The sequence below is a fragment of the Roseateles noduli genome, from assembly GCF_050626985.1.
GTDB classification, from domain to species: Bacteria; Pseudomonadota; Gammaproteobacteria; order Burkholderiales; family Burkholderiaceae_C; genus Roseateles; species Roseateles noduli_A.
Genome location: NZ_CP192463.1, coordinates 5449286 through 5470889, shown reverse-complemented (window position 1 = coordinate 5470889; position 21604 = coordinate 5449286). Strand labels below are relative to the sequence as shown.

Sequence of the window (21604 nt, the reverse complement as noted above, 5' to 3'; positions counted from 1 at the left end):
ACCGCGTCAGCGTGGCGGACCTTTCAGCTTGACGCCTGCCGCCGCCATCGCGCGGCGGACTTCGGGGGCGTCCTCGAAGGCGGACTCCAGCTCCGGCTGCAGGGTCTCCAGTTCCAGGCGGGAGTCGGGATCGCCCGGGCGATGCGACTTGCGTGACGACGCCCGCAGGCCCAGCCCCAGCGCCATCAGCGCGTAGAACAGGAAGGCGATCCGCGGCGCGTCGATGAGGCTGTCGAAGAGCCCCACGATCACGAAGCCCGCCAGCCCGCCCACCACCGCCGGCGCCAGCGGATGGTGGCGCCCCGCGCCGAAGCTCAGGCGCACCAGCACCGTCACCAGCAGGCTGGTCCACAGCGCCAGGCCGAACAGGCCCTGCTCGAACAGCACGTGCGCCGGCAGGCTCTTCATGTGGAAGGGCATGTGGTTGCGGTCGCTGGTGAAGAACCAGCGCGCCAGACCCTCGTTGAAATCACCGTTCCGCAGCAACGGACCGTGCACGCTGTCGACGATCGAGATCGACGCGATCTCCAGCACGCCGCCGCGCCAGTTCTGCGTCACCGAGGCCACCAGACGCTTCGGCGCCCAGGACCGGCCGCCGAAGTCGGCCGGCGCCTGGCCCAGCTTCAGTTGCACGGGCTGCCACGCGCCGCCCATCGGCTCCACATCGGTCTCGCGGTCCACGCAGCGCAGCGGGTAGAGCAGGAACTTCTCGCAGATCTCGACGCGCAGGCGCGTCTTGAACTGCGTGCGCAGCGTCACCGTCGCCGCCACCTCGCCGGCCACCGCCGGCACACGCTGGCTGAGCCGGAACATCTCGCCGTGCCCCATCTGGTGCAGGCCGCTGGTCAGCGTCACCGTCGGATGCGGGAACGGCTCCGCGCCGGGCAGGCCGGACGCGTGCAACTCGGAACGCGCCGGGTTCAGGTGGTAGTCACCCACGCGCTCGTCGAAGGGCCCGCCGTTGGCGAAGCTCGCCGGGAACCGGCCGCTGCCCTTGCCCAGCAGCCATTCGTCCATGGACTTGAGCAGACCCAGGCTGACGCGCCAATGCTCGAGACGAGCTTCGAAATCCTGCTGTCCGGTCGACATCCGCTGGCCGATGTAGGCGCCACCACCCAGCGCCGCGACCACCGCGCACGCCAGCAGACAGCCCGTCCACACGAGGCCGCGGATGCGCCAGCCGGCGGTGCGCAGATCGGCGCCGACGCGCGGCGACCATTGCGTCGCGATCCACGCGATCGCCAGCACCGACAGCACGGCGGCGATCGCCATCAGGTCCTGACCGCCACCCCAATGCACCGCGACGAGCCCCGTGCCGGCGAGCGTCGCCATCCACACGATCGCCAGCGCGAAGGCCTGCGACGGCTGCGTCAGTCCGCCGCGCCACAACCAGGCCAGCCCGAGGCCGAGCAGCACGACGATGCCGTCGATCAGGTAGGCGCCCTTGGGCACGAGATCGATCAGCAATCCGCCGAGCAAGGCCAGCAGCAGCGCCGGCAACGGCGACAGCGCCATCAGCGCCCGCTGCTGTCCGCGCGGCCACGCTGCGCGCGAGGCCGGCATCGCCAGCAGCACCGCGACGCTGCCCGCCAACGCGAGCAACGCGCGATAGCCGCCGGCGCCGAAGAGCACCCAGGCGGCGACCGCGGTGCCGATGATCACGCCGGCCGACCAGGCGAGCGGCACCGCCCCACGCGCACCGGGGAAGACATGGGACGACGGCGCCGCCTCCTGTCTCGATGTGTTCCTTTCATCGCGGCGCTGCACCGCCCACAGCAGCGCGCAGATCGCCATGCCGAACGGCACCGCCAGATAGACACCGCGCGAGAACGTCGTCAGCGACGCGTAGAACGCCAGCAGCATCACCGCCAGCGCCATCACGAAGCGCAGCGGGCGGCGCTCCCGCATCGCCCACAGCATCGCGAAGGGCAGGCTCAACGCCAGCGCGCCGTCCAGCGACGCGCCGCCGACGTTCATCTCCCAGAACAGCGAGGTCGTGCGGTAGTCCGACGAGAAGTCCAGCAGCCCCGTGTAGACCCAGCGCTCCCACAGCGCGCCGAGCGAGGTCGTGACCAGCACCAGCACCCAGGCCGCGCGCGACAGGCGCTGCACCGACGAGGGCCGCAGGTCCGACGCCTTCTGCCACAGCGGCAGCAGCAGCAGGACCAGGAAGAAGCTCTTGCCGGCGCGCAGGCTGTTCATCGGCTCCTGGAAGCCTTGCCAGAAGCCGAACTGCACGCCGCCGGCCTGGTCGAAGCCGCGCCAGACGGCGATGAAGGCGGACAACGCGAACACGGCCATCAACACCCGCACCGCGGCGCGCCAGCGCAGCGTCCGATTACGCCACGCCACCGGCTTGTGCGGCGGCTCGGTCACCGCGATCGCGGCGTAGCCGCCGGCGGCGACGGCCAGCACCAAGAGGTCGAGTTCCTCGAAGGTGATCCAGCCGGTCCACGGCGCGAACCCGATCACCGGCACCAGCGCGGGCACCAGCAGCGGCAACGAGCGCCATCCGAAGAAGCTGGCCACCGCGATCGCCACCCACAACGCGGTGGCGGCCACCGGTTCGACCGGGTAGTGCCGCATGAGCCAGAGCCCGACGGCGGCGCATGCCACGCCGGTCACCAGCGTGGCCAGCGATGAAGGGCGCCGAGGCAGGACGAATTTCATGCGCGGCGCCGCTCCAGGCTGCTGGCGATGCACCACTGTGCCGGCCAGTAGCTCGCGAGCACCCAGAAGCTGGCCATCTCCAGCGGACCTGCGAACTTGTTGATCGCCAGCATCGCGTCGGACAGCACGAACAGCGTGCCACCCCACGCGGCCCAGCGCGCGAGCGGCTCATCGGGCTGACCGACGCTGCCGCGCCACCAGGCCCAGGCCTGCGCCGCCATGGCCGACAGGCAGACGACGTAGACGACCACCGGTGCGCGCAGCTCGCCGGGGATGTGCGGCCAGAGCCGTCCCAGCACCGCCGCCGCGATGATGCCGAACATCAGGAAGGGCCAGCGCACGGCGCCCAGCTTCTTGCGGGTGCAGAAGCCGACGATGTAGCAGACATGGGCGGCCAGGAAGCTCACCAGACCGGGCAGGAAGCCCTGCGCCGGCCACAGCAGCGCGATGTCGCCCGCCAGCGAGCACAGCAGCCCGGCGCGCAGCCAGCGCGCCAGCCGCGGACGGTCGGCGCCACGACGCCAGGCGTAGAGCAGGATGAGGATCGTCGTCAGCGGCTTGAAGACGAAGGCCAGGGACGGCGGCAGTTGCGCGGGCTGTGACAACGCGAGGATGGCGGCAGCCGCGCTGAGGAGGGTCAGCAGCGGGAGCGCGGCGGCGAGCCTGGTGGCGGACTTGGCGGCGGAGGCTGTCATGCGCCGGCATTTTGCCGTTTGCCGACGACACCCACCCCCCGGTTCCGGGTGACATGGCAGACCTTACAGGGTCGACACGGCGCTTGACGCTGACCGCCGCGCCGTGTCGATCACCGCCCGTGGCGCGCGCGAAGCGCACGGAGCGCACGGAGCGCACGACGGGCGCGAGCATCACAGATGCGACCAGTGCCGATCCAGGGCCTGCAGGCGTTCGTGGACGGCGGACTCGGGGACGAAGAACTTCTCCGAGAGCCTGCGGGCACTGACGACTCCCTGGTTCATCAGCCGGTAGATCGCGAAGTCCGGCATCAGCAGGTCCAGCGCGAAGCGATGGGCGTCCTGCTCGATGCGGCGCGGGCTGTGAATGGAGAGGTTGGACGCCGTCTCCGGCGGTACCGCACCGTGCCCGAGCAGGTGATGGCCCAACGCATGTGCCAGCACGATGCGGCGCCGCATCGGGTCCTCGGCGAGGCTCAGCTCGATCACCGGGCGCTCATCCAGATAGAGGAGCCGGCCGCGATGGGGATACATCGGCTCCTGCGGTCCGCCGCGGTCGCGGATCTCGACGCCGGCGCCGTCGGCCAGTTCGTGGGCGTTCAGCGGCAGCGTGGCCTGATCCCAGAGCGCCTTGCGCAGTTCGTCGGCGAGGGCATCGATGGCGCGGTGACGCGTTGCGGCGTCGGCCGGCTCGGGGGAATCTCGGAAGGGGTGGCAGGAAAGCGGGGCAGCGTCCATGGTCGGTCTCCTCGGCGGGCGCAGAGGGACCGGATGCTAGAAACGCGCGCCTCGCCGCGAAATGACTCGAACCAGTAAGAATCGTTCGCCCACCACCGTCACTGACTGTTCGAGTGACAGGTCTTGCCAGCCCGCGGCCTTATCAACGCCAGGGCACCCTCTCCATCCACGAGCAGTCAGCGAGTCGCACTGGGGCCGGAATGGTGCTGGGGGTTCCCGGAGGGATGCCCCCTGCACCGTGGAGTGCCCGCGCTTGGCCAAGCGCAGGAATCAGCGATCGTCCTTCGCCGCCTGCGCCTGTTTCGCTGCCGTATCGGCGGCCTTCGCGGCGAGCTGCTCGCGCATGCGCTTGAGCTTTTCGCGGGGGTCTTCCTTGACCCCGCCCTCGCCGAGTTTCATCTCCGCGATGAAGCGGCTGGGCACGCCGACGACCGTCTCGCGGTTCTTCTTCCGCCGCCGCAGCGTCGACACCGCCAGCGTCCGCCGCGCCCGCGTGATGCCGACGTACATCAGGCGGCGCTCTTCCTCGACGCGCTGGGGCGTGAGTTCGTCGTTCTCGGCCTTGAACGGCAGCAGGCCTTCGTTGACGCCCGCCAGCATCACGTGCGGCCATTCCAGGCCCTTGGACGCGTGCAGCGTCGTCAGCACGACCTGGTCCTGTTCCTCCTGACGCTCGGCCAGCGAGAGGATCACGCTGATCGTCTGCGCCACTTCCAGCAACGTCTGGCGCGGGCTCTCGGTGGTGATGCCGCCGTCGGTCGAGATCTCACCGCCGCAGCGCTTGGCGACCCAGTCGACGAAGTCGAGCACGTTGCTCCAGCGGGCCTGCGCGACCTTCTCGTTGTCTTCCTGGTCGATCAGGTACTGCTCGTAGGCGATGTCCTTGAGCCATTCCATGATCAGCGCCTTGCCCTCCTCGCCGCCGACGGCATGGCGGGCGCGGTACTCGAGGTCGACGACATAGCGGCCGAACTCGTGCAGCCCGTGCAGCGCCTTGCTCGACAGCGTCGCCTTCAGCGACTCGGCGAACAGCGACTCGAACATGGACAGCTTCCACTTCGCCGAGAACTCGCTCAGGTGCCCCAGCGTCTGGTGGCCGATGCCGCGCTTGGGCGTGGTCACGGCGCGCAGGAAGGCCGGGTCGTCGTCCTGGTTGACCAGCAGCCGCAGCCAGGCGCAGAGGTCCTTGATCTCGGTGCGGTCGAAGAAGCTCTGCCCGCCGGAGACCTTGTAGGGGATCTCCGCGCGGCGCAGCGCCTGCTCGAAGATGCGCGCCTGGTGGTTGGCGCGGTACAGGATCGCGAAGTCCGAGAACTTCGTCGTCGGATGGTTGGCCCGGATCGACTGGATGCGGGCGACGGCGCGTTCGGCCTCGTGCTCCTCGCCGTCGGCCTCGATCAGCGTGATGGGATCGCCTTCGCCGAACTCGCTCCACAGCGTCTTCGGGAACAGCTTCGGATTGCCGCCGATCACGTTGTTGGCGGCGCGCAGGATCGCGCTGGTCGAGCGGTAGTTCTGCTCCAGCGGAATGATCTTCAGCTGCGGGAAATCGACCGGCAGCTTCTTGAGGTTCTCGATCGTCGCGCCGCGCCAGCCATAGATGGACTGGTCGTCGTCGCCGACGGCGGTGAACATCGCGCGATCGCCGACCAGACACTTCAGCAGCTCGTACTGGACCGCGTTGGTGTCCTGGTACTCGTCGACCAGCACGTAGCGCAGCGTCTCCTGCCACTTGCCGCGCGCCTCTTCATTGGTCTGCAGCAGCTTCAGCGGCATGCCGATCAGGTCGTCGAAGTCGACCGCCTGGTACGCGGTCAGCCGCTCCTGGTAACGCTGCATGACGACGGCGGCGGCGCGCTCCATGTCGTCCTTCGCGTAGGCCAGCGCCTGCTGCGGGCTCAGGTTCTGGTTCTTCCACAGGGAGATCGTCCACTGCCAGGACTTCGCCGTCGCCGCGTCGGTCGTGCCGCCGGCATCGCGCAGCACCGACAGCACGTCGTCCGAGTCGAGGATGGAGAACTGCTCCTTGAGCCCGAGGTGGCGGCCGTCCTGCCGCAGGATGCGCACCCCCAGCGAGTGGAAGGTCGACACCAGCAGCTCCGAGCCCGCCTTGTTGCCCACGAGGTGCTTGGCGCGCTCGCGCATTTCCTGCGAGGCCTTGTTCGTGAACGTGATCGCGGCGATGTTCTTGGGCCGGTAGCCCTCGGACATCAGCTTGGCGATCTTCTGCGTGATGACGCTCGTCTTGCCAGAGCCCGCGCCCGCGATCACCAGGCACGGCCCCGAGAGGTGATGCACCGCCGCCAGTTGGGCGGGGTTGAGCTGGGCTTTGGACATGGAACGTGGGGGACAGGAAAGCGCGGAGGGGCCGGGGATGATAGCGGGACGTACAGTGCGAACCATGAACACAACACTTGCCATTGCCGCGAATGTCGTCGTCGCCCTCGTGGCGCTGATCCACGTCTACATCCTGATCCTGGAGATGTTCCTCTGGACCACGCCCAAGGGCCGCAAGGCCTTCGGACTGACCCAGGAATTCGCCGAGGCGAGCAAGGTGCTGGCCGCCAATCAGGGGCTGTACAACGGCTTCCTCGCGGCCGGGCTGATCTGGGGCCTGGTGCTGGGCGCGGCCGGCGGACCGGTGAAGATCTTCTTCCTGGCCTGCGTGCTGGTGGCGGGCCTGTATGGCGCCGCGACGGCCAGCCGCAAGATCCTCTTCATCCAGGCCGTTCCGGCGGCGATCGGCCTCGCATTGCTGCTGTTGAGCTGAGGGAACGCGGTCCGGGCCCGTTGCTCGGGTTGCTCGGGTTGCCCGGGGTTGCCCGGGTTGACCGGTTTGTCCGCCGGGACGCCGTTCAGTCCGGCAGCGCGACGCCGTGCCGTGCCGCCATCAGCTGCAGTTCCCCGCTGGCGCGCAGGCGCTGCATGCCGGCATCGACCAGCGCCGCCCAGGGTTCGCCGGTCGCGTCGCGACTGAAGGCGAAGTGGCCGCGCAGCCGCGCGAACGGCGGCGCGCACAGCACGACCTGGTCGGTCAGTCCCAGCTCCTGGATCACCGGCTCCGAATTGCGCTGGTTGGCCGCGATCAGGTCCAGCCGCTTGAGCTGCAGCATGCGCAGCGCGGTGGCCAGGTCCCGCACGGCGGTCACGTTCAGGCCCGCGCGCGCCTGCTCGAAGCGCTCGCCGTAGACCCATCCCTGCACCGCGCCGATCCGCAGCGGCTGCAGCGCCCGGAAGTCGTCCCACCAGAGGCCTTCCTCGCGGCGGCGCGCGTAGAACACCAGCGCGTCCTCGTAGAAGGCCAGGCGGGAGAAGCGCATCGATCGCTCGCGCTCCGGCGTGCGGTACGGCCCGACGAGGATCTGCGCCGGACCGTGTTCGATCATGGACTGCGCGCGCAGCCAGGGATAGAGCTCGTAGCGCGGCCGGTGGCCGGCGGGGATCAGGATCGCGTCGAGCAGGTCGACGGCCAGACCGCGCGGCTTGCCGCCGTCGGTTCCGGGTTCGAAGAGCCGCGCGAAGGTCGTGCCCGCGACGTGCACCTGCGCCGACCGCGGCCGCCCCGCGCCAGACGCACCGGCCAACGATGGCAGCGCAGCCGCCGCGCCCGACATGCCGACGGCCATCGCGCCGAGCGCGGCATCACGGAGCAGGTGTCGACGGAAGGCGTCCATGGGAGTGCCCATGATAGGCCCGCGCTCCCTGCGCGGGCAGCCCCGCGACACGGGGTGGCGGACGTCCTTCAATGCCCGCGGGTCTCGGCGGCGAGGTCCTCGGGCACCAGCGCGCCGGGGATGAAGATGGGCGTGCGGATGGGATCGCGGCCGATGTCCTCGCCATGGGACCCGTGGACCGCAAAGGCCGCCGAGAGCACGGCATGGACCTGCCCCATCGTCTCGTAGGACGGCGACGAGCCGCCGGCGAAGAACACCTTGGCGTCCCCGATGCCCAGCCCGCACAGCCCGTAGAGCCGGTCGCCGACGCGGGCGCAGAACTGGTCGGCGATCTGGCGTCCGATCAGCGACGGCAGCCGGACCAGGTAGTCGCCCGTCCCCGCGTCCACGGCCCATCGCACGGACAGCCGCATCCAGTGCGCGTTCTTCCCGTCGATGCAGCTCTCGAGCACGCCGCGGAGCCAGGGCGAACAGTCGGGATCGGTGACCGAGTCCCGCCAGCAGTTGCGCCAGTCCGCGGCGGACATCGGTCGAATTTCGAAACTCACGCACATCCTCCTCGCGTCGCGACCCATGGCGACAGAAGGACGATCGTAGGCAGACGCACCCCGCTCGGACAATCCGCCTTCATCGACCGCTGAATGACTCTTCCAAGTCGCTGGCAAGCGAGAACTTGTTGATTCGCCTGGGCGTTTCCGATGGGTCCTGCCTCACCCCTGCGGGAACACTAGTGCATCGAGGTGGGTCGCCGACTCATCGGCGGGGGAAGAGGCGCGAAGGGCGCGAAGGGGCGCGGCGCGCTCAGGCGCCCCGCAGCAGCAGCCAGGCGACGATCGCCGCCAGGGCCAGGACGAAGGCGAGGCCCGCCAGCCGTTCCGCCCATGACGCGCCGGGGGAAGCCGGGCGATGGTCGTCGGCCTCGAGCGGCGGCGGCAAAGGCAGGAGCGGCATCGGCGCCGATGCCGAGCCTGCCGGGCCGGACGCTGGACCGGAGCCGGCACGCGGGGCGGCGGGCTCGACCTCGATCCAGTCGCGCACGGCCTGCGCCAGCAGTTGCCGGTCGGTGAACGAGCGCCCGTCCATCATGGCCCGGTCCAGCAGCTGGTCCAGGCTCTCGCGCTGCGCGGCCGTCAGCGACATCCACGACTGCAGCGACGCCACGGGCGTGGCGCCGGGTTCGGGCTCTTCCTCGAAGCCGTCCTCGGTCGCGTCGCGTCGCGGCAGTCGTCCGTTGACGAGCATGCCCAGCAGGCGGCCCAACGCGTGGGTCTCGCTGTTGGCGTCGGGGCGGCCGCCGGCGCGTTGACGCGCGTTGGCCAGCGGCTCGGCGGCGCGCACCAGCGCGGGAGGCGCCTGGCTGTCGCGCGGTGCCAGCCCCTGCCCCAGCCAGTGCAGCTGCTGCGCCGGGCTCAGCCACAACGTGCCGGGATCCAGTTCGTGAAGGACCAGGCCGTGCACGTGGGCGGCGTCGAGCACATCGATCAGGTCCAGCAGCAATTGCATGCGCCGCTTCAACGGCAGCGCCATCGCCACGCGCAGCAGCGGCGCGCCCTCCATCGCCGGCACCACCAGGTAGGGCAGGCCGGTCGGGCTGAGCCCGCTGTCCAGCGGCGCGCCGAATGCCGGATGCCGGAAGCGCGACAGCGATTCCGAGTCCTCCGCGAAGCGCATCAGCACCGCCTGCGCATCGGACTCGTGACGGTAGACCAGCGCCAGGCCGGTCTGCGCGGCGGCCTTGCCGTGCTCGACGCGGAACCACACGCCGGAGGCGCACTCGAAGAGCACGGCCGAGACGCGCCAGACGCCCAGCCGCTCGCCGACGGCCGGCACCGCGGCCGGGGCCCGGGGGGCCGGCTCGTGCGGTGCGCGGGGGTCCTGCGCGTGCGGGGCGGGGGGTTCGATCATGGGCGCGAATCCTAGCGCAGCGATACTTCGGCCCCATGTCCTCCCGCGTCCCCTCTGTCGGCCTGAGTCCTCCGCCCGTCGGTGCCCTCGATGCCCTTGATGCACCGACGGCGCCCCTCCCGTGGCTCCGGCGCATGACCGTCGCTCTGCTCGCCACGGCGCTTTCCGGGCTGGCCGCCGCGGCGCCCGCGCCGTACAAGCAGCCGTCCGCGGCGATCCGCGAGCTGCTGGACGCGCCGGCGTTGCCGCGGCTCATCCCGTCGCCGGACCGGGCCGCGCTGGCGCTGGTCGAGCAACGCCGCTACACACCGCTCGAGGAACTGGCGCGACCGGGACTGCGCCTGGCCGGCGCGCGATTCGATCCACGCAACGCCAGCCAGCAGAACCTGATCGCGGTGCAGCGCGTGCGCCTGCGCTCGCTGCTCGAGCCGGAGGCGGCGGAACGCGACGTCGAGCTGCCGGCCGGCGGCACCTGGCACAACTTCATCTGGGCGCCCGACGGGCAGCGTTTCCTGCTGTCCCGGCGCACCGACACGGCCGACGAGTTGTGGGCGGGCGCCACGTCCAACGGCCAGCTCTGGCGCATCTACAACGTGCGGCTGAACAACGCCGTCGATGCCGACGACATCGCCTGGTTGAACGCCCGCGAGGCCGTCGTGCTGACGGTGCCCGACGATCGCGGCGCCGCGCCCAGCCGTGCGCAGACCGGGCCGGCGATCCAGGAGACGCACGGCAAAGCCTCGCCGGAACGCACCTATCCGGACCTGCTGCGCAATCCGCGCGACGAGGACCTGTTCGAGCACTACGCCCGCTCGCAGCTGACGCTGATCGACGTCGCCAGCGGACAGAGCCGCGACATCGGCGCGCCGGGGCTGTTCACCAGCGTCTCCAGCATCGGCACCGGCCAGGCGCTGCTCACCGAACGGCTGGTGCGGCCGTTCAGCTACAACCTGACCTTCGACGACTTCCCGACCGTGGTCGAGGTGCGCCAGCGCGACGGCAAGGTCATCCGCGAACTGGCCAAGATGCCGCTCAAGCAGGGTGTCGCGATCGACGGCGCGCTGGCGGGACCCCGGGTGTTCTACCCGTCGCCGACGAAGGACGCGGCCATCTATTGGGTCGAGGCGCTGGACGGCGGCAACCCGGCCAACCGCGCGGCATTCCGTGATCGCGTGATGCGGCTGGATCCGCCCTACACCGGCGACCCTTTCGAGGTCCAGCGCATGCCCTACCGCTTCACGCGGCTGCGCTTCCTGGACGACGGCATCCACGGCCTGCTGACGGAAGAAGACCGCAGCCGGGGCTGGTCGCGGACCTACCTGCTGCCGCTCAACGGCAAGCAGAGCCGGCCCCTGTTCGAGCACTCCGTGCGCGAGCGCTACCGGCATCCGGGCTTTCCGTTCATGCGCACGCTGGCCAACGGCCACCAGGTGGCGCAGACGCTGGGCGGCGACCTGCTGCTGTCGGGCCAGGGCGCGGGCCCGAAGGGCGACCGGCCGTTCCTGGACAAGCTCTCGCTGAAGGATCTCAGCGTGCAGCGGCTGTTCCAGTCGGCGGAGGGGGTGTACGAGCAGCCCGTGGCGCTGCTCGAGGATCGCCGGCTGCTGACGCAGCGCGAGACCGAGCACGAGCCGCCCAACCTGGTGCTGCGCGAGAACGGCAAGGTCACGCCGCTGACGCGGATCAAGGATCCGACGCCGCAGTTGAAGGGCGTGCGGCGCGAGCTGGTGAGCTTCAAGCGCAACGACGGCGTGGAGCTCTCGTTCTGGATGTACCTGCCGCCGGACCAGCGCGAGGGTGAGAAGCGACCGGCGCTGGTGTGGGCCTACCCGCTGGAGTTCAACGACGCGGCGATCGCGGGGCAACTGAGCGGATCACCGGGCCGGTACATGAGCTTCTCGGGGATCAGTCCGCTGAACCTGCTGATGGATGGGTACGTGGTGCTGATGGACGCGACGATGCCGGTGGTGGGCGACTCGCGCAACATGAACGACAGCTTCATCGAGCAGATCACGGCGAATGCGCGGGCGATCGTCGACAAGGCCGAGGACCTCGGCACGGTGGACCCGAGGCGGGTGGCGATCGGCGGTCACAGCTACGGCGCCTTCATGGCGGTGAACCTGCTGGCGCACACGAAGCTGTTCCGCTGCGGCATTGCGCGCAGCGGCGCCTACAACCGGACGCTGACGCCTTTCGGATTCCAGAGCGAGCGTCGCTCACTCTGGGACGCGAAGGACGTCTACCTGAAGCTGTCGCCCTTCCTCTTCGCCAACCAGATCAAGGATCCGCTGCTGCTGATCCATGGCGAGGCGGACAACAACTCCGGCACCTTCCCGATGCAAAGCGAGCGCCTGTACCAGGCGCTGGCGGGCCTGGGCGGCACGGCCCGCTACGTCCTGCTTCCCTTCGAAGCGCACGGCTACACCGCGCGCGAGTCCGCGGGCCAGGTGCAATGGGAGATGAGCCAATGGCTGAAGGGTTGCGTGGGCGACCCGCGAGTCGAGCCCAAGCCTCGCCCCACGGCCGGATCCGGCGCCTCGCAGTAACCGGACGGTGTGGACTCGCTTGGCCGGGGCCGCCGGCGAAGCCGAAGCTTCCAGGACTGACCAGGCGCGTTCTGTCTGACCAAAGCGAGCCGAAGGTGAGCGGCGGGAGTTGAGCGCCCCAGCTTCGGCTTCGCCGGCGGCCCCGGCCAAGCGAGTCGCGCTCGACCTAAAGCTGCTTCGCCGAAAACGTATCGCAGTCCCGCAGATCTCCTTGAGCCATCCCCCGCTTGAACCAGCGCTGCCGCTGATCACTGGTGCCATGGGTGAAGCTCTCCGGCACCACCGCGCGCCCGGCGCTGCGTTGAAGCGTGTCATCGCCGATCTTCGCGGCGGCATTGAGCGCTTCGTCGATGTCACCGGCTTCCAGCCAGCCTTTGGACTGCTGCGAGTGATGGGCCCACACGCCGGCGAAGCAGTCGGCCTGGAGTTCCACGCGGACGCTGGTCGCGTTGGCCGCCTGCTCGGACTGACGACGGCGGGCGGCGTCGACCTTGTCGGTGATGCCGAGCAGATGCTGGACGTGGTGTCCGACCTCATGGGCGATGACATAGGCCTGGGCGAAGTCCCCGGGGGCGCCGAGCCGGTCGCGAAGGGTCTGATAGAAGCTGAGGTCGATGTAGACCTTGCTGTCGCCGGGACAGTAGAACGGTCCCATGGCGGCTTGCCCGAGCCCGCAGGCGGTGCGCGACTGGCCTTCGAAGAGGGTCAGCGTCGGCGCCTGGTAGGTCTTGCCGCCGGCCTTGAAGAGCGGCGTCCAGACGTCCTCGGTGTCGGCCAGCACGACGCTGACGAACTTGGCGGGCGTGTCCTGGGGGCGGCTGTGCTCGACGGGGCGCTGGGCCGGGCCGGGCGTGGTCTGGACCGCGCTGCCGTCGAGCGCGCTGAGCACCGTCAGCGGATTGATGCCGAACGCCCAGGACGCGAGCAGCGCCACCACGATGCCGCCGATGCCGATGCCGCGCCCGCCGATCATCGGTAGGCCGCCGCCGCCGCGGCTTCCACCGCCGCTGCCGCGCAGATCCTCGACGTTGTCGCTCTCGCGATTGCCTTCCCACTTCATGGTGTGCTCCTGATGCCGTTCCGCCGGCGCGAACCGCTTGCAAGGATCGCACAGCGCGTGTGACGCGACTGTCGGACGGGGCCCCGCGAGCGCCCTCCCCGTCCCCCTGGATCAGGGGACAAGGCGCTCAGTCGGCTGCCTGGGCCTCGCTGCCCGCCGCCAGCGAGTCCTCGGCGGGGAGGATCAGATGGAACTCGGCGCCCCCGCCCTCGCGATTGGCGGCGAAAAGCTGGCCGCCGTGCATCTCGACGATCCGCCGGCTGATCGGCAGGCCGAGGCCGGTGCCTCCGGAACCGTCCTTGGTCGCGCTGGACTGGACGAAGGGATCGAAGATGCGCTCCAGCTCGTCGACCGGGATGCCCGGCCCCCGGTCGGCGACGCAGAGGTGCAAGGCCCCCTCGGGCGTGCGACCGCCCCGCAGCTCGATGGTGCCGCCCTGCGGCGCGAACTTGATGGCGTTGGCCAGCACGTTGCGCACGGCCTGCTGGAAACGCAGCGGATCGACGCGCCCCGGCATCGGCGCCGGCAGATCGGCGGCCATCGTCAACTGGCGCTTCGCGGCGAGCGGCGCGAGCTCGCGCATCACCGCGTCGACCGGCTCGCGCAGGTCCTCCGCGCGCAATTCCAGCGCGCCGACGGCATCGAGCTTGGACGCGTCGAGCAGGTCGTTGACCAGCGCCAGCATCCGCTGCCCGGAGCCGTGGATGTCCGAGAACATCGCCTGCAGCCGCTCCTGCCCGCCGCTGCGCATGATGCCGAGCTCGGAGAACCCGAGGATCGACTGCAGCGGCGTGCGCAGCTCATGGCTGATGTTGGCCAGGAACTCGGTCTTCGTCCGCGAGGCCTCCTCCGCCGCGTCGCGCGCCTGGCGCGTCAGCCGTTCGGCGGCGGCGCGTTCGGTGATGTCGACCGCGCTGCCCGCGTAGCCGAGCAGGTCGCCGTCGCGACGCAGCGGCACCGTGGCGATCTGGTAGCGGCGCGGCGCGCCCTCGCCGTTGCGGATGGTGGCCTCGACGCTGCGCACCCCTTCGTCGCCGCCGAACAGGCTCGCCACGGCGTCGCGGTCGGCCGGCTCCGCGATGTCGGCCAGCCGGCGCCCCACCGCCTCGTCCGGACGTCCGCGGTGCAGCGTCGTCCAGCGCGCGTTCACGAAGGTCAGCGTGCCCGCCGGATTGGTCCGGAAGATCACCTCCTGCACGCTCTTGAGCAGCACGCGCATGTCGCGCTCGCGATCGGCGAGCTGCTCATGCGCGCCCTCGAGCGCTTCCACCGCCTCCGCCCGCGCCTGCAGGCTGCGCCGCACGGTGATCGTCGCCAGCGCGATCAGCGCCAGGGCCAGCGCGCCGATCAGCAGCAGCCAGCGCAGCCCCGCGCGCCAGCGGGCCAGCACCTCGTCGACCGACTGCTCGACGCCGACGATCAACGGACGCCGCGGCGCGGCGCGGTAGGCGACGATGACCTCGCCCGGCAGCGCGCCGGCACCGATGTAGGTGTCGTGCTCGCGCCCGCGGCGCAGCCCGTCGAAGGCCGGGTGCCCATCCAGCCGCTGACCGGGCAGCTGATGCAGTGTCTCCATCGCGGCGAGCAACTGGCCGTCGGTCGAGGCCAGCCACGCGGCGCGACGGCCGGTCGGCAGCGCGCGCTGCTGGACCTGCGTCAGCGCGTCCGGATTGATCAGCGCCAGCAGCCAGCGCGGGTCGCCCTCGCGCGTGCCCGGCGAAATGCCCACGGGCGCGGAAGCACCGCCGGCCGGCGCGTCGGGCGACGGCGCCAGCTGCAGCAGCAGCGGCAGCATGCCGACCGGCGAGCCTCGCGCCCCGCGTCCCTTCGCGAGGTCCGCCAGCCCCCGCCCCGGCCGCAGCGGCAGCAGCAGATCGCGGTCCGGCGCCGGCAGGCGGCCGAAGTCGTCGAGCGGAATCTCCAGGCCGATCTCGTCGGCATTGGTGCTGATCAGCACCCGCCCGCGCGTGTCCAGCAGCGACACGCTGCGGATGAAGGGCAGCCCCACCAGCACATGGCTGAAATGCTCCTCGAGGTGCTGCGCCTCGTGCGGGTCGGCGACCGTGCGCGTCAGCCCGTCGCCGATCGCATGCAGGGACAGCGAGGCGGTCTCGATCGTGCGGCTCGCGTCGCTCTCGAGCACCTGCGCCAGCAGCGCGCCGCGGGCGCGCGCCTCGTCGATCGCCTCCTGGTAGCCGATCCAGGCCGGTCCGATCAGCCCGGCCAGCGTGCCGGCCCCGACGGCCACGCCCGCCCACAGCGTCGCGCGACGCAGACGCAGGAGGGATCGGACAGCCGGACCGAGCATCGCCACGACTCCGCCTCAGGGCACGACGATCGCGCTCAGGCCGTGGCGTTCCGCGGCGGCGCGCAGGCGCCCGTCGCGCTTGATGCGCCCGACGAATTCGTCCAGCCGCGCCAGCCAGACGGCATCGCCCCGCTTGATCGCGTAGGCATACGGCAGGACGTGGAAGGGCTTGGGCGACGCGATCAGCTGCGCCCAGTCGGCGTTGTCCAGCAGCCGGCGGCTGTACGGATAGTCGGTCATGAAGACGTCGGCGCGGCCGGACTCCAGTTCGCGCTCGCGCGTCGCGGGCGGCTGCACCACCAGCAGCGTCGCGCGCTTGAGCGTGTCACGCATCACCTGCTCCGTGGACGTGCCGGTCTGCACCGCGACCACCACGCCCGGTTGATCGATGTCCTCCCAGCGCTTGACGACGCGGCTCGCGCGACTCGCGATGGCGTAGATGTCGCTCTGCAGATACGGCTGCGTGAAGGACAGGGCCACCGCCCGCTGCGGCAGCACGGCGACGGCGAACATCGCGACGTCGCAGCGCTCCGCCTCGAGGTCCGGGATCAGGCGCCGGAACGAGGACTCGACGTACCGCAGGCGCACGCCGAGTTCCTTGGCCAGTTCATTGGAAAGATCGATGTCGATGCCGCTGAGCGTCTCGTCGCGAGGATGCCGGTAGGTGATGCCGTAGTAGTCCGGCCAGATGCAGACGCGGAGCACGCCGTGCGCGAGCACGCGTTGCAGCGCCGGGCTGGCGGCGGCGTTGACGGGCGCAGGCGCGGACGCCGGGGCGCTCCACGCCCCCGGCGCCACCGCCACCAGCAGTCCCGCGGCCCAGGTCCGGGCCAGCCGGAGCGTCGCGGTCTGTCCGGTCCATCGCTTCGTCATCGCATCTCCTCGGCTCCGGATTGCACCAGAGTTCGCGCCACCCGACCGCGAGGGATGCCCCCACCCGCCACCGAAGTCACACCCGATATCAGTTTTATCGCTTATAAATGGGGATATTGCCCACCTACAAGTTTGGTTAATTCGGCAAAATCGACTCATGACTGCCATTGCCCGTACACCTGACGACATGCAAGAGGATTTCAGCACGCGCGAAGTGGCGCAGCGCCTCGGCATGGCCGTCCGATCGGTGCAGCTGATGGTCGACCGCGGTGAGCTCCAGGCCTGGCGCACGCCGGGCGGGCACCGCCGGATCCTGCGTGCGTCGCTGGACGCGTGGCTGACCGGCCGCGGCCTGGCGCCGACCAAGCCGGCCGACCTGTCGCCCGCCGACGGCGCCCCGCAGCGCCTGAAGGCGCTGCTGATCGAGGACTCGGTCCACTACCAGAACCTCGTCATGCTGCTGGCGCAGCAGGAGTTCCCCGACCTGGACCTGCACACGGCCAACGACGGCATCGGCGGTCTGGTCATGTACGGGCAGCTGCAGCCCGAGATCCTGCTGGTCGACATCCTGCTGCCCGGCATCGACGGCGCGGCGCTGGTGACCAGCCTGCGCTCGCAGCCGCAGTTCGCCAGCAGCGAACTGATCTTCGTCACCGCGCTCGACGAGCAGCAGCGCGCGCCCTACGCATTCGCGCTGGCCGGCCTGCCACTGGTGCACAAGCCCCGGCTCGTGACTGATCTGCCGCCGCTGCTCGGCGCCGCCATCCAGCGCATCCAGGCCCGTCAGCCGCAGTTCGCGGGTTGAAGCCGGTCGACCTCGGCGGGTTTTGATCATGGCGTCCCGCGTCCGGGTCCTCCTGGTGGAGGACGACACCACCCTGCAACGCTTCGTCTCCATGGCCCTGGAGGATGACGAGGTGCGCCTGCAGGCCTGCATCTCCGTCGACGAGGCGCTGCTCGCGCTCGCGACCCAGAGCTTCGACCTGGTCATCAGCGACCTGATGCTGCCGGGACGGCACGGCCTGGACCTGCTGCAGACGCTCAAGCAACGGCCCGAGCTGCGCGGCACGGCGCGGCTGGCCGTGTTCAGCGCCGGACTCAACCCGGCCGTGCGCGAACAGCTGGAGGCGCTCGGCGTGACGCGTTTCCTGTCCAAGCCCTGCTCGCTGGGGGATCTGCAATCCTGCCTGGACGGCCTGCGCGACGTGCCGCCGCCCGCGGCGATGCCATCGATCCACCAGGCCGCCATCGAACAGTACTTCGGCGGCAACGCCGCGCTGTACCAGGCCTTCCTCGCGCGCTGCCGGATGCAGTTCCCGCTCGACATCGCCAACGGGCGCCTCGCCTGCGAACGCGGCGAACACGTCAAGCTGCGCCATCTCGCGCACAGCCTCAAGAGCGTGCTGCTGACGCTGGGGCATGCCGAGGCGGCCGAGGTCGCGAGGCAGCTGGAGCTCGATGCCGAAGAGGCCGCGACGGGCTCCGAGGACGCCCTGGCGGCCGCGCGCGCCGCCTGGCCGGTGCTGGAAGAAGCGCTCTCGCGCCTGCTCTGAATCCGCGGCGATCGGGCTTTCCTAGATCGCCAACGGATCCACATCCACCGCCCACCGCGTCAGGCCCTTCTGACGCCGCTTGAGCGCGTGCAGCTCGGGCAGCCAGGCGCGCAGGAAACGCTGGAGCTGCGCGCGGTTGCCGGCTTCGATCAGCATCTGGAAGCGCTCGCTGTCGGCCACGCGCGCGATGGCCATCGGCACCGGCGGATAAAGCAGCAGGCCCAGCGACAAGGGCAGCGCCTGCGCCGCCTCCTGCGCGGCGGTGAGGAAATCGCGCGCGGCCTCGACGCTGCGGCCTTCCGCCCGCACCAGCGCCAGATGCGCGAACGGCGGCAGGTTCGCCGTCATCCGCTCATGCAGCTGGCTGCCGGCGAAGGCCTCGTAATCGTGCTTCTGCAGCGACTGGTAGAGCGCGTGCTCGGGATACCAGGTCTGGATCCACATCTCGCTCGCGGCCGCCTGCGCGGCGTCGCGCCCCGCGCGACCGCCCGCCTGCATCAGCAGCGAGAAGAGCCGCTCCGGCGCGCGGAAGTCGCTGCTGAACAGCGCGCCGTCCGGGTTCACCGCGGCCACCAGCGTGATGCGGCGGAAGTCGTGGCCCTTGGCGACCATCTGCGTGCCGACGAGGATGTCGACCTCGCCGTCATGCACCGCGGCCAGCTGCGTTTCCAGGCTGCCCTTGAGCCGGGTCGTGTCCGCGTCGATGCGCGCCACCCGCGCGCCGGGCAGCGCCAGCGCGAGCTGCTCCTCCAGCCGCTCCGTGCCGCGCCCCAGCGGCGCGATGTCCGGATTGCCGCAGGACGGGCAGGCGCGCGGCACCCGCGTCGTCACGCCGCAGTGGTGGCAGCGCAGCGTCCTGTCCTCCTTGTGGAAGACCTGGTGCGCGCTGCAATGCGGGCAGTCGCTCTTCCAGTTGCACTGGTCGCAGTGCAGCACCGGCGCGTAGCCGCGGCGGTTCAGGAACACGAGGCTCTGCTCGCCCCGCTCCAGCCGCTTGCGCATCGCGTCCAGCAGCGGCACCGACAGCGCCGTCGTCACGCCCTTCTTGCGTTCGAGCCGGTTCATGTCGAAGAGCCGGACGCGCGGCAGCGCGCCGCCGCCGATGCGCTCGGTGAGATCGATGCGCCGATAACGGCCGCCCAGCGCGTGCTGCCAGCTTTCCAGCGACGGCGTCGCCGAGCCGAGCACCACGGGCACCTTCTCCAGATGGCCGCGATAGACCGCCAGGTCGCGCGCCGAGTAGCGCGCACCGTCCTGCTGCTTGTAGGAGGGATCGTGCTCCTCGTCGACAACGATCAAGCCCAGCCGCGGCATGGACGCGAACACCGCCAGCCGCGTGCCCAGCACCAGCTGCGCGCGCCCGAGGTGCGCCGCGAGCCAGTTGCGCAGGCGCTGCGCCGGCGTCAGCGCGCTGTGCAGCGACACGATCGAACGGCCCGCGAAGCGCTCGGCGAAACGTGCCTCGAGCTGCGGCGTCAGGTTGATCTCGGGCACCAGCACGAGCACCTGCTGCCCGCGTTCCAGCGCGGCTTCGGCGGCGCGCAGGTAGATCTCGGTCTTGCCGCTGCCGGTCAGTCCCCACAGCAGCGCGGGCGGTGGGGCTTCGCGGCCGGCCAGCTCCGCCAGCGCGTCCAGGGCCGCCTGCTGCTGCGCGGTCAGCGCCGGGCGCTCCGGCGGGACCGGCGTCCCGTCCGCGACCTCGGCCGCGGCTTTCGCCGCTGCCGCATCGGCCTTGTCGAGCTTCTTCAGCCGCGCCTGCAGCTGCTTCGCGTCGAGGTCCCGCAGCTGCGGCGGGAGCACCGCCAGCGCCAGCTCGCCGACGCTGCGCTGGTAGTACTGCGCGGCGAAGTCGAGCAGCCGGCGCCAACGATCGGACAAGGGCGGCAGCGCATCGAGGGCCTCGCCCACCGGACGCAACTCCGACTCGGGCAGTTGCTCTTCCTCGGGCAAGTCCTGGCCCTCGGGCAGGTCGTCCCACACCAGCCCCATCACGTCGCGGCGGCCCAGCGTCACGTGGACCAGGGTGCCGGGGGTCAAGTCTTGCGGGCCGAGGTAATCCAGCGGCCCGGTCAGCCCGCTGTGCTGCGGCGCCTCCACGGCCACCCGCACGCGGCGCAGGGGCGGACTCTCGCTCATCGGCCCGGCCCCCGGCGCCGGACATCACCGCTCGCGCCGTCCCCTCCGGCCTCCACCGGCCATGAGGAAAACGCGCCAAGTGCCTGATTTCCAAAGGTGTTCACAACGGGGTCGAAAGCCTGTGGATAACTTTGTGGGAAACGCGCTGGCTTTTCTGGGGCCGCCCGGATTGGCGCCGCGGCGCCTCTCGGGCGTCAAATTCCGGGGAAACGCGGACACCCCTTTGAAATCAACGACTTACGCGCCCATCGGGGAAAGCCCTAGCTCCGATGCCACGCATGTGCTGCGTTTCGGTGACATGCACGGATTTGGGGATAACTACGCCGTGCCCTTGCGCAGTTTGCGCGAATGCATATGCACTTCGTCGACCAGTTCGGCGACGCTTTCCGGCGGCGTGAACTGGCTGATGCCGTGGCCCAGGTTGAACACGTGGCCGCCCCAGCCACCGTCCGCGCGCTGCGGCGCGCCGAAGCTGTCGAGCACCGCGCGCGCCTGCTCGCGCACCGCCGCCGGCGGCGCGAACAGCACGTTCGGATCGAGGTTGCCTTGCAGCGCGACGCGGTCCTGCACCTGCGCCCGCGCGCGGCCGAGGTTGACCGTCCAGTCCAGGCCGACGACGTCGGCGCCGGCCGTGGCGATCTCGTCCAGCCACAGCCCGCCGCCCTTGGTGAACAGCAGCTTGGGGATGCGGCGGCCGTCGTGTTCGCCCTTGAGTTGCGACAGCACGCGGCGCGAATACGCCAGGCTGAACTGCTGGAACTGGCCGTCGGCCAGTACGCCGCCCCAGGAATCGAACACCATCACCGCCTGGGCGCCGGCCTCGATCTGCGCGTTCAGGTAGGCGGCGACCGCATCGGCGTTGATCGACAGGATGCGGTGCATCAGGTCGGGACGCGCGTACATCAGGCTCTTGACGTGGCGGTAGTCGTCGGAGCCGCCGCCCTCGACCATGTAGCAGGCCAGCGTCCACGGGCTGCCGGAGAACCCGATCAGCGGCACGCGGCCGTTCAGCGCGGTCCGGATCGAGGTCACCGCGTCGAAGACGTAGCGCAGCTTGTCCATGTCCGGCACGGCCAGCGCGTTCACGGCGGCCTCGTCGCGGACGACCTTCTCGAACTTCGGACCCTCGCCCTGCGCGAACGACAGGCCCAGGCCCATCGCGTCCGGCACGGTCAGGATGTCGCTGAACAGGATCGCCGCGTCCAGCGGATAGCGCTCCAGCGGCTGGAGGGTGACCTCCGTCGCATAGTCCCTGTTGGTGGCCAGCCCCATGAAGCTGCCCGCCTTGGCACGCGTGTCGCGGTACTCGGGCAGGTAGCGGCCCGCCTGACGCATCAGCCAGACGGGGGTGTACTCGGTGGGTTCGCGCAGGCAGGCGCGCAGGAAGACGTCGTTCTGAAGGGGGGCGCTCATGGGGAGGGGATTATGCTCGGGCGCCCGCTCTTGAAT

General features: G+C 70.5%; 16 protein-coding genes. 4 read left to right on the top strand and 12 right to left on the bottom strand.

The features are described from left to right. Positions 1-6: 6 nt before the first annotated feature. From ACQ4L4_RS23840 to ACQ4L4_RS23825, 4 genes are all read right to left on the bottom strand, one after another. On the bottom strand, positions 7-2670 hold the full coding sequence (locus ACQ4L4_RS23840; protein WP_431101328.1) for a hypothetical protein: 2664 nt from the start codon (positions 2668-2670) through the stop codon (positions 7-9). Next, positions 2667-3365 carry a lysoplasmalogenase gene (locus ACQ4L4_RS23835; protein WP_431101327.1) on the bottom strand — a complete coding sequence of 233 codons (699 nt, stop codon included), beginning with the start codon at positions 3363-3365 and terminating at the stop codon, positions 2667-2669. The genes ACQ4L4_RS23840 and ACQ4L4_RS23835 overlap by 4 nt, the downstream gene beginning before the upstream one ends. Positions 3366-3536: 171 nt before the next feature. Next, positions 3537-4100, bottom strand: coding sequence for an ImmA/IrrE family metallo-endopeptidase (locus ACQ4L4_RS23830; protein ID WP_431101326.1), 564 nt, complete (start codon positions 4098-4100; stop codon positions 3537-3539). 270 nt (positions 4101-4370) lie between these two features. Then, on the bottom strand, positions 4371-6437 hold the full coding sequence (locus ACQ4L4_RS23825) for an ATP-dependent helicase (RefSeq protein ID WP_431101325.1): 2067 nt from the start codon (positions 6435-6437) through the stop codon (positions 4371-4373). Positions 6438-6501: 64 nt separating this feature from the next. Between ACQ4L4_RS23825 and ACQ4L4_RS23820 the strand changes: the two genes are divergently transcribed. Further along, a complete protein-coding gene (locus ACQ4L4_RS23820; protein ID WP_431101324.1) occupies positions 6502-6870 on the top strand; it encodes a DUF1304 domain-containing protein in 369 nt (122 codons plus the stop codon). An 85-nt stretch (positions 6871-6955) separates the two neighbouring features. Here the strand turns inward: ACQ4L4_RS23820 and ACQ4L4_RS23815 are convergent, their stop codons facing one another. From ACQ4L4_RS23815 to ACQ4L4_RS23805, 3 genes are all read right to left on the bottom strand, one after another. After that, positions 6956-7786 carry a substrate-binding periplasmic protein gene (locus tag ACQ4L4_RS23815; protein WP_431101323.1) on the bottom strand — a complete coding sequence of 277 codons (831 nt, stop codon included), beginning with the start codon at positions 7784-7786 and terminating at the stop codon, positions 6956-6958. Positions 7787-7842: 56 nt separating this feature from the next. Then, positions 7843-8322 carry a hypothetical protein gene (locus tag ACQ4L4_RS23810; RefSeq protein WP_431101322.1) on the bottom strand — a complete coding sequence of 160 codons (480 nt, stop codon included), beginning with the start codon at positions 8320-8322 and terminating at the stop codon, positions 7843-7845. 253 nt (positions 8323-8575) lie between these two features. Then, positions 8576-9679 (bottom strand): hypothetical protein, encoded by a 1104-nt coding sequence (locus tag ACQ4L4_RS23805; RefSeq protein WP_431101321.1) that lies wholly within the window; start codon positions 9677-9679, stop codon positions 8576-8578. Positions 9680-9813: 134 nt separating this feature from the next. Between ACQ4L4_RS23805 and ACQ4L4_RS23800 the strand changes: the two genes are divergently transcribed. Continuing rightward, positions 9814-12225, top strand: a complete 2412-nt coding sequence (locus ACQ4L4_RS23800; RefSeq protein WP_431101320.1) for an alpha/beta hydrolase family protein — start codon at positions 9814-9816, stop codon at positions 12223-12225. Between the two features lie 166 nt (positions 12226-12391). Here the strand turns inward: ACQ4L4_RS23800 and ypfJ are convergent, their stop codons facing one another. From ypfJ to ACQ4L4_RS23785, 3 genes are all read right to left on the bottom strand, one after another. Continuing rightward, entirely contained in the window at positions 12392-13285 is an 894-nt protein-coding gene (ypfJ, locus tag ACQ4L4_RS23795; protein ID WP_431101319.1) for a KPN_02809 family neutral zinc metallopeptidase, read from the bottom strand. A 127-nt stretch (positions 13286-13412) separates the two neighbouring features. Then, positions 13413-15593: a sensor histidine kinase gene (locus ACQ4L4_RS23790; RefSeq protein WP_431101318.1), complete on the bottom strand. Its 2181-nt coding sequence runs from the start codon at positions 15591-15593 to the stop codon at positions 13413-13415. Positions 15594-15608: 15 nt separating this feature from the next. Then, positions 15609-16466: a substrate-binding periplasmic protein gene (locus ACQ4L4_RS23785; RefSeq protein ID WP_431101317.1), complete on the bottom strand. Its 858-nt coding sequence runs from the start codon at positions 16464-16466 to the stop codon at positions 15609-15611. Positions 16467-16623: 157 nt separating this feature from the next. Between ACQ4L4_RS23785 and ACQ4L4_RS23780 the strand changes: the two genes are divergently transcribed. Together ACQ4L4_RS23780 and ACQ4L4_RS23775 are read left to right on the top strand one after the other, a co-directional pair. Continuing rightward, on the top strand, positions 16624-17271 hold the full coding sequence (locus ACQ4L4_RS23780; RefSeq protein ID WP_431101316.1) for a helix-turn-helix domain-containing protein: 648 nt from the start codon (positions 16624-16626) through the stop codon (positions 17269-17271). A gap of 28 nt (positions 17272-17299) precedes the next feature. Beyond that, complete coding sequence (locus tag ACQ4L4_RS23775; RefSeq protein WP_377158286.1) at positions 17300-18019, top strand: response regulator; 720 nt, start codon at positions 17300-17302, stop codon at positions 18017-18019. Between the two features lie 21 nt (positions 18020-18040). Here ACQ4L4_RS23775 and ACQ4L4_RS23770 read toward each other — a convergent pair whose 3' ends face one another. Continuing rightward, a complete protein-coding gene (locus tag ACQ4L4_RS23770) occupies positions 18041-20155 on the bottom strand; it encodes a primosomal protein N' (protein WP_431101315.1) in 2115 nt (704 codons plus the stop codon). Between the two features lie 318 nt (positions 20156-20473). Continuing rightward, positions 20474-21568 carry a uroporphyrinogen decarboxylase gene (gene hemE / locus ACQ4L4_RS23765; RefSeq protein ID WP_431101314.1) on the bottom strand — a complete coding sequence of 365 codons (1095 nt, stop codon included), beginning with the start codon at positions 21566-21568 and terminating at the stop codon, positions 20474-20476. Positions 21569-21604: the final 36 nt, after the last annotated feature.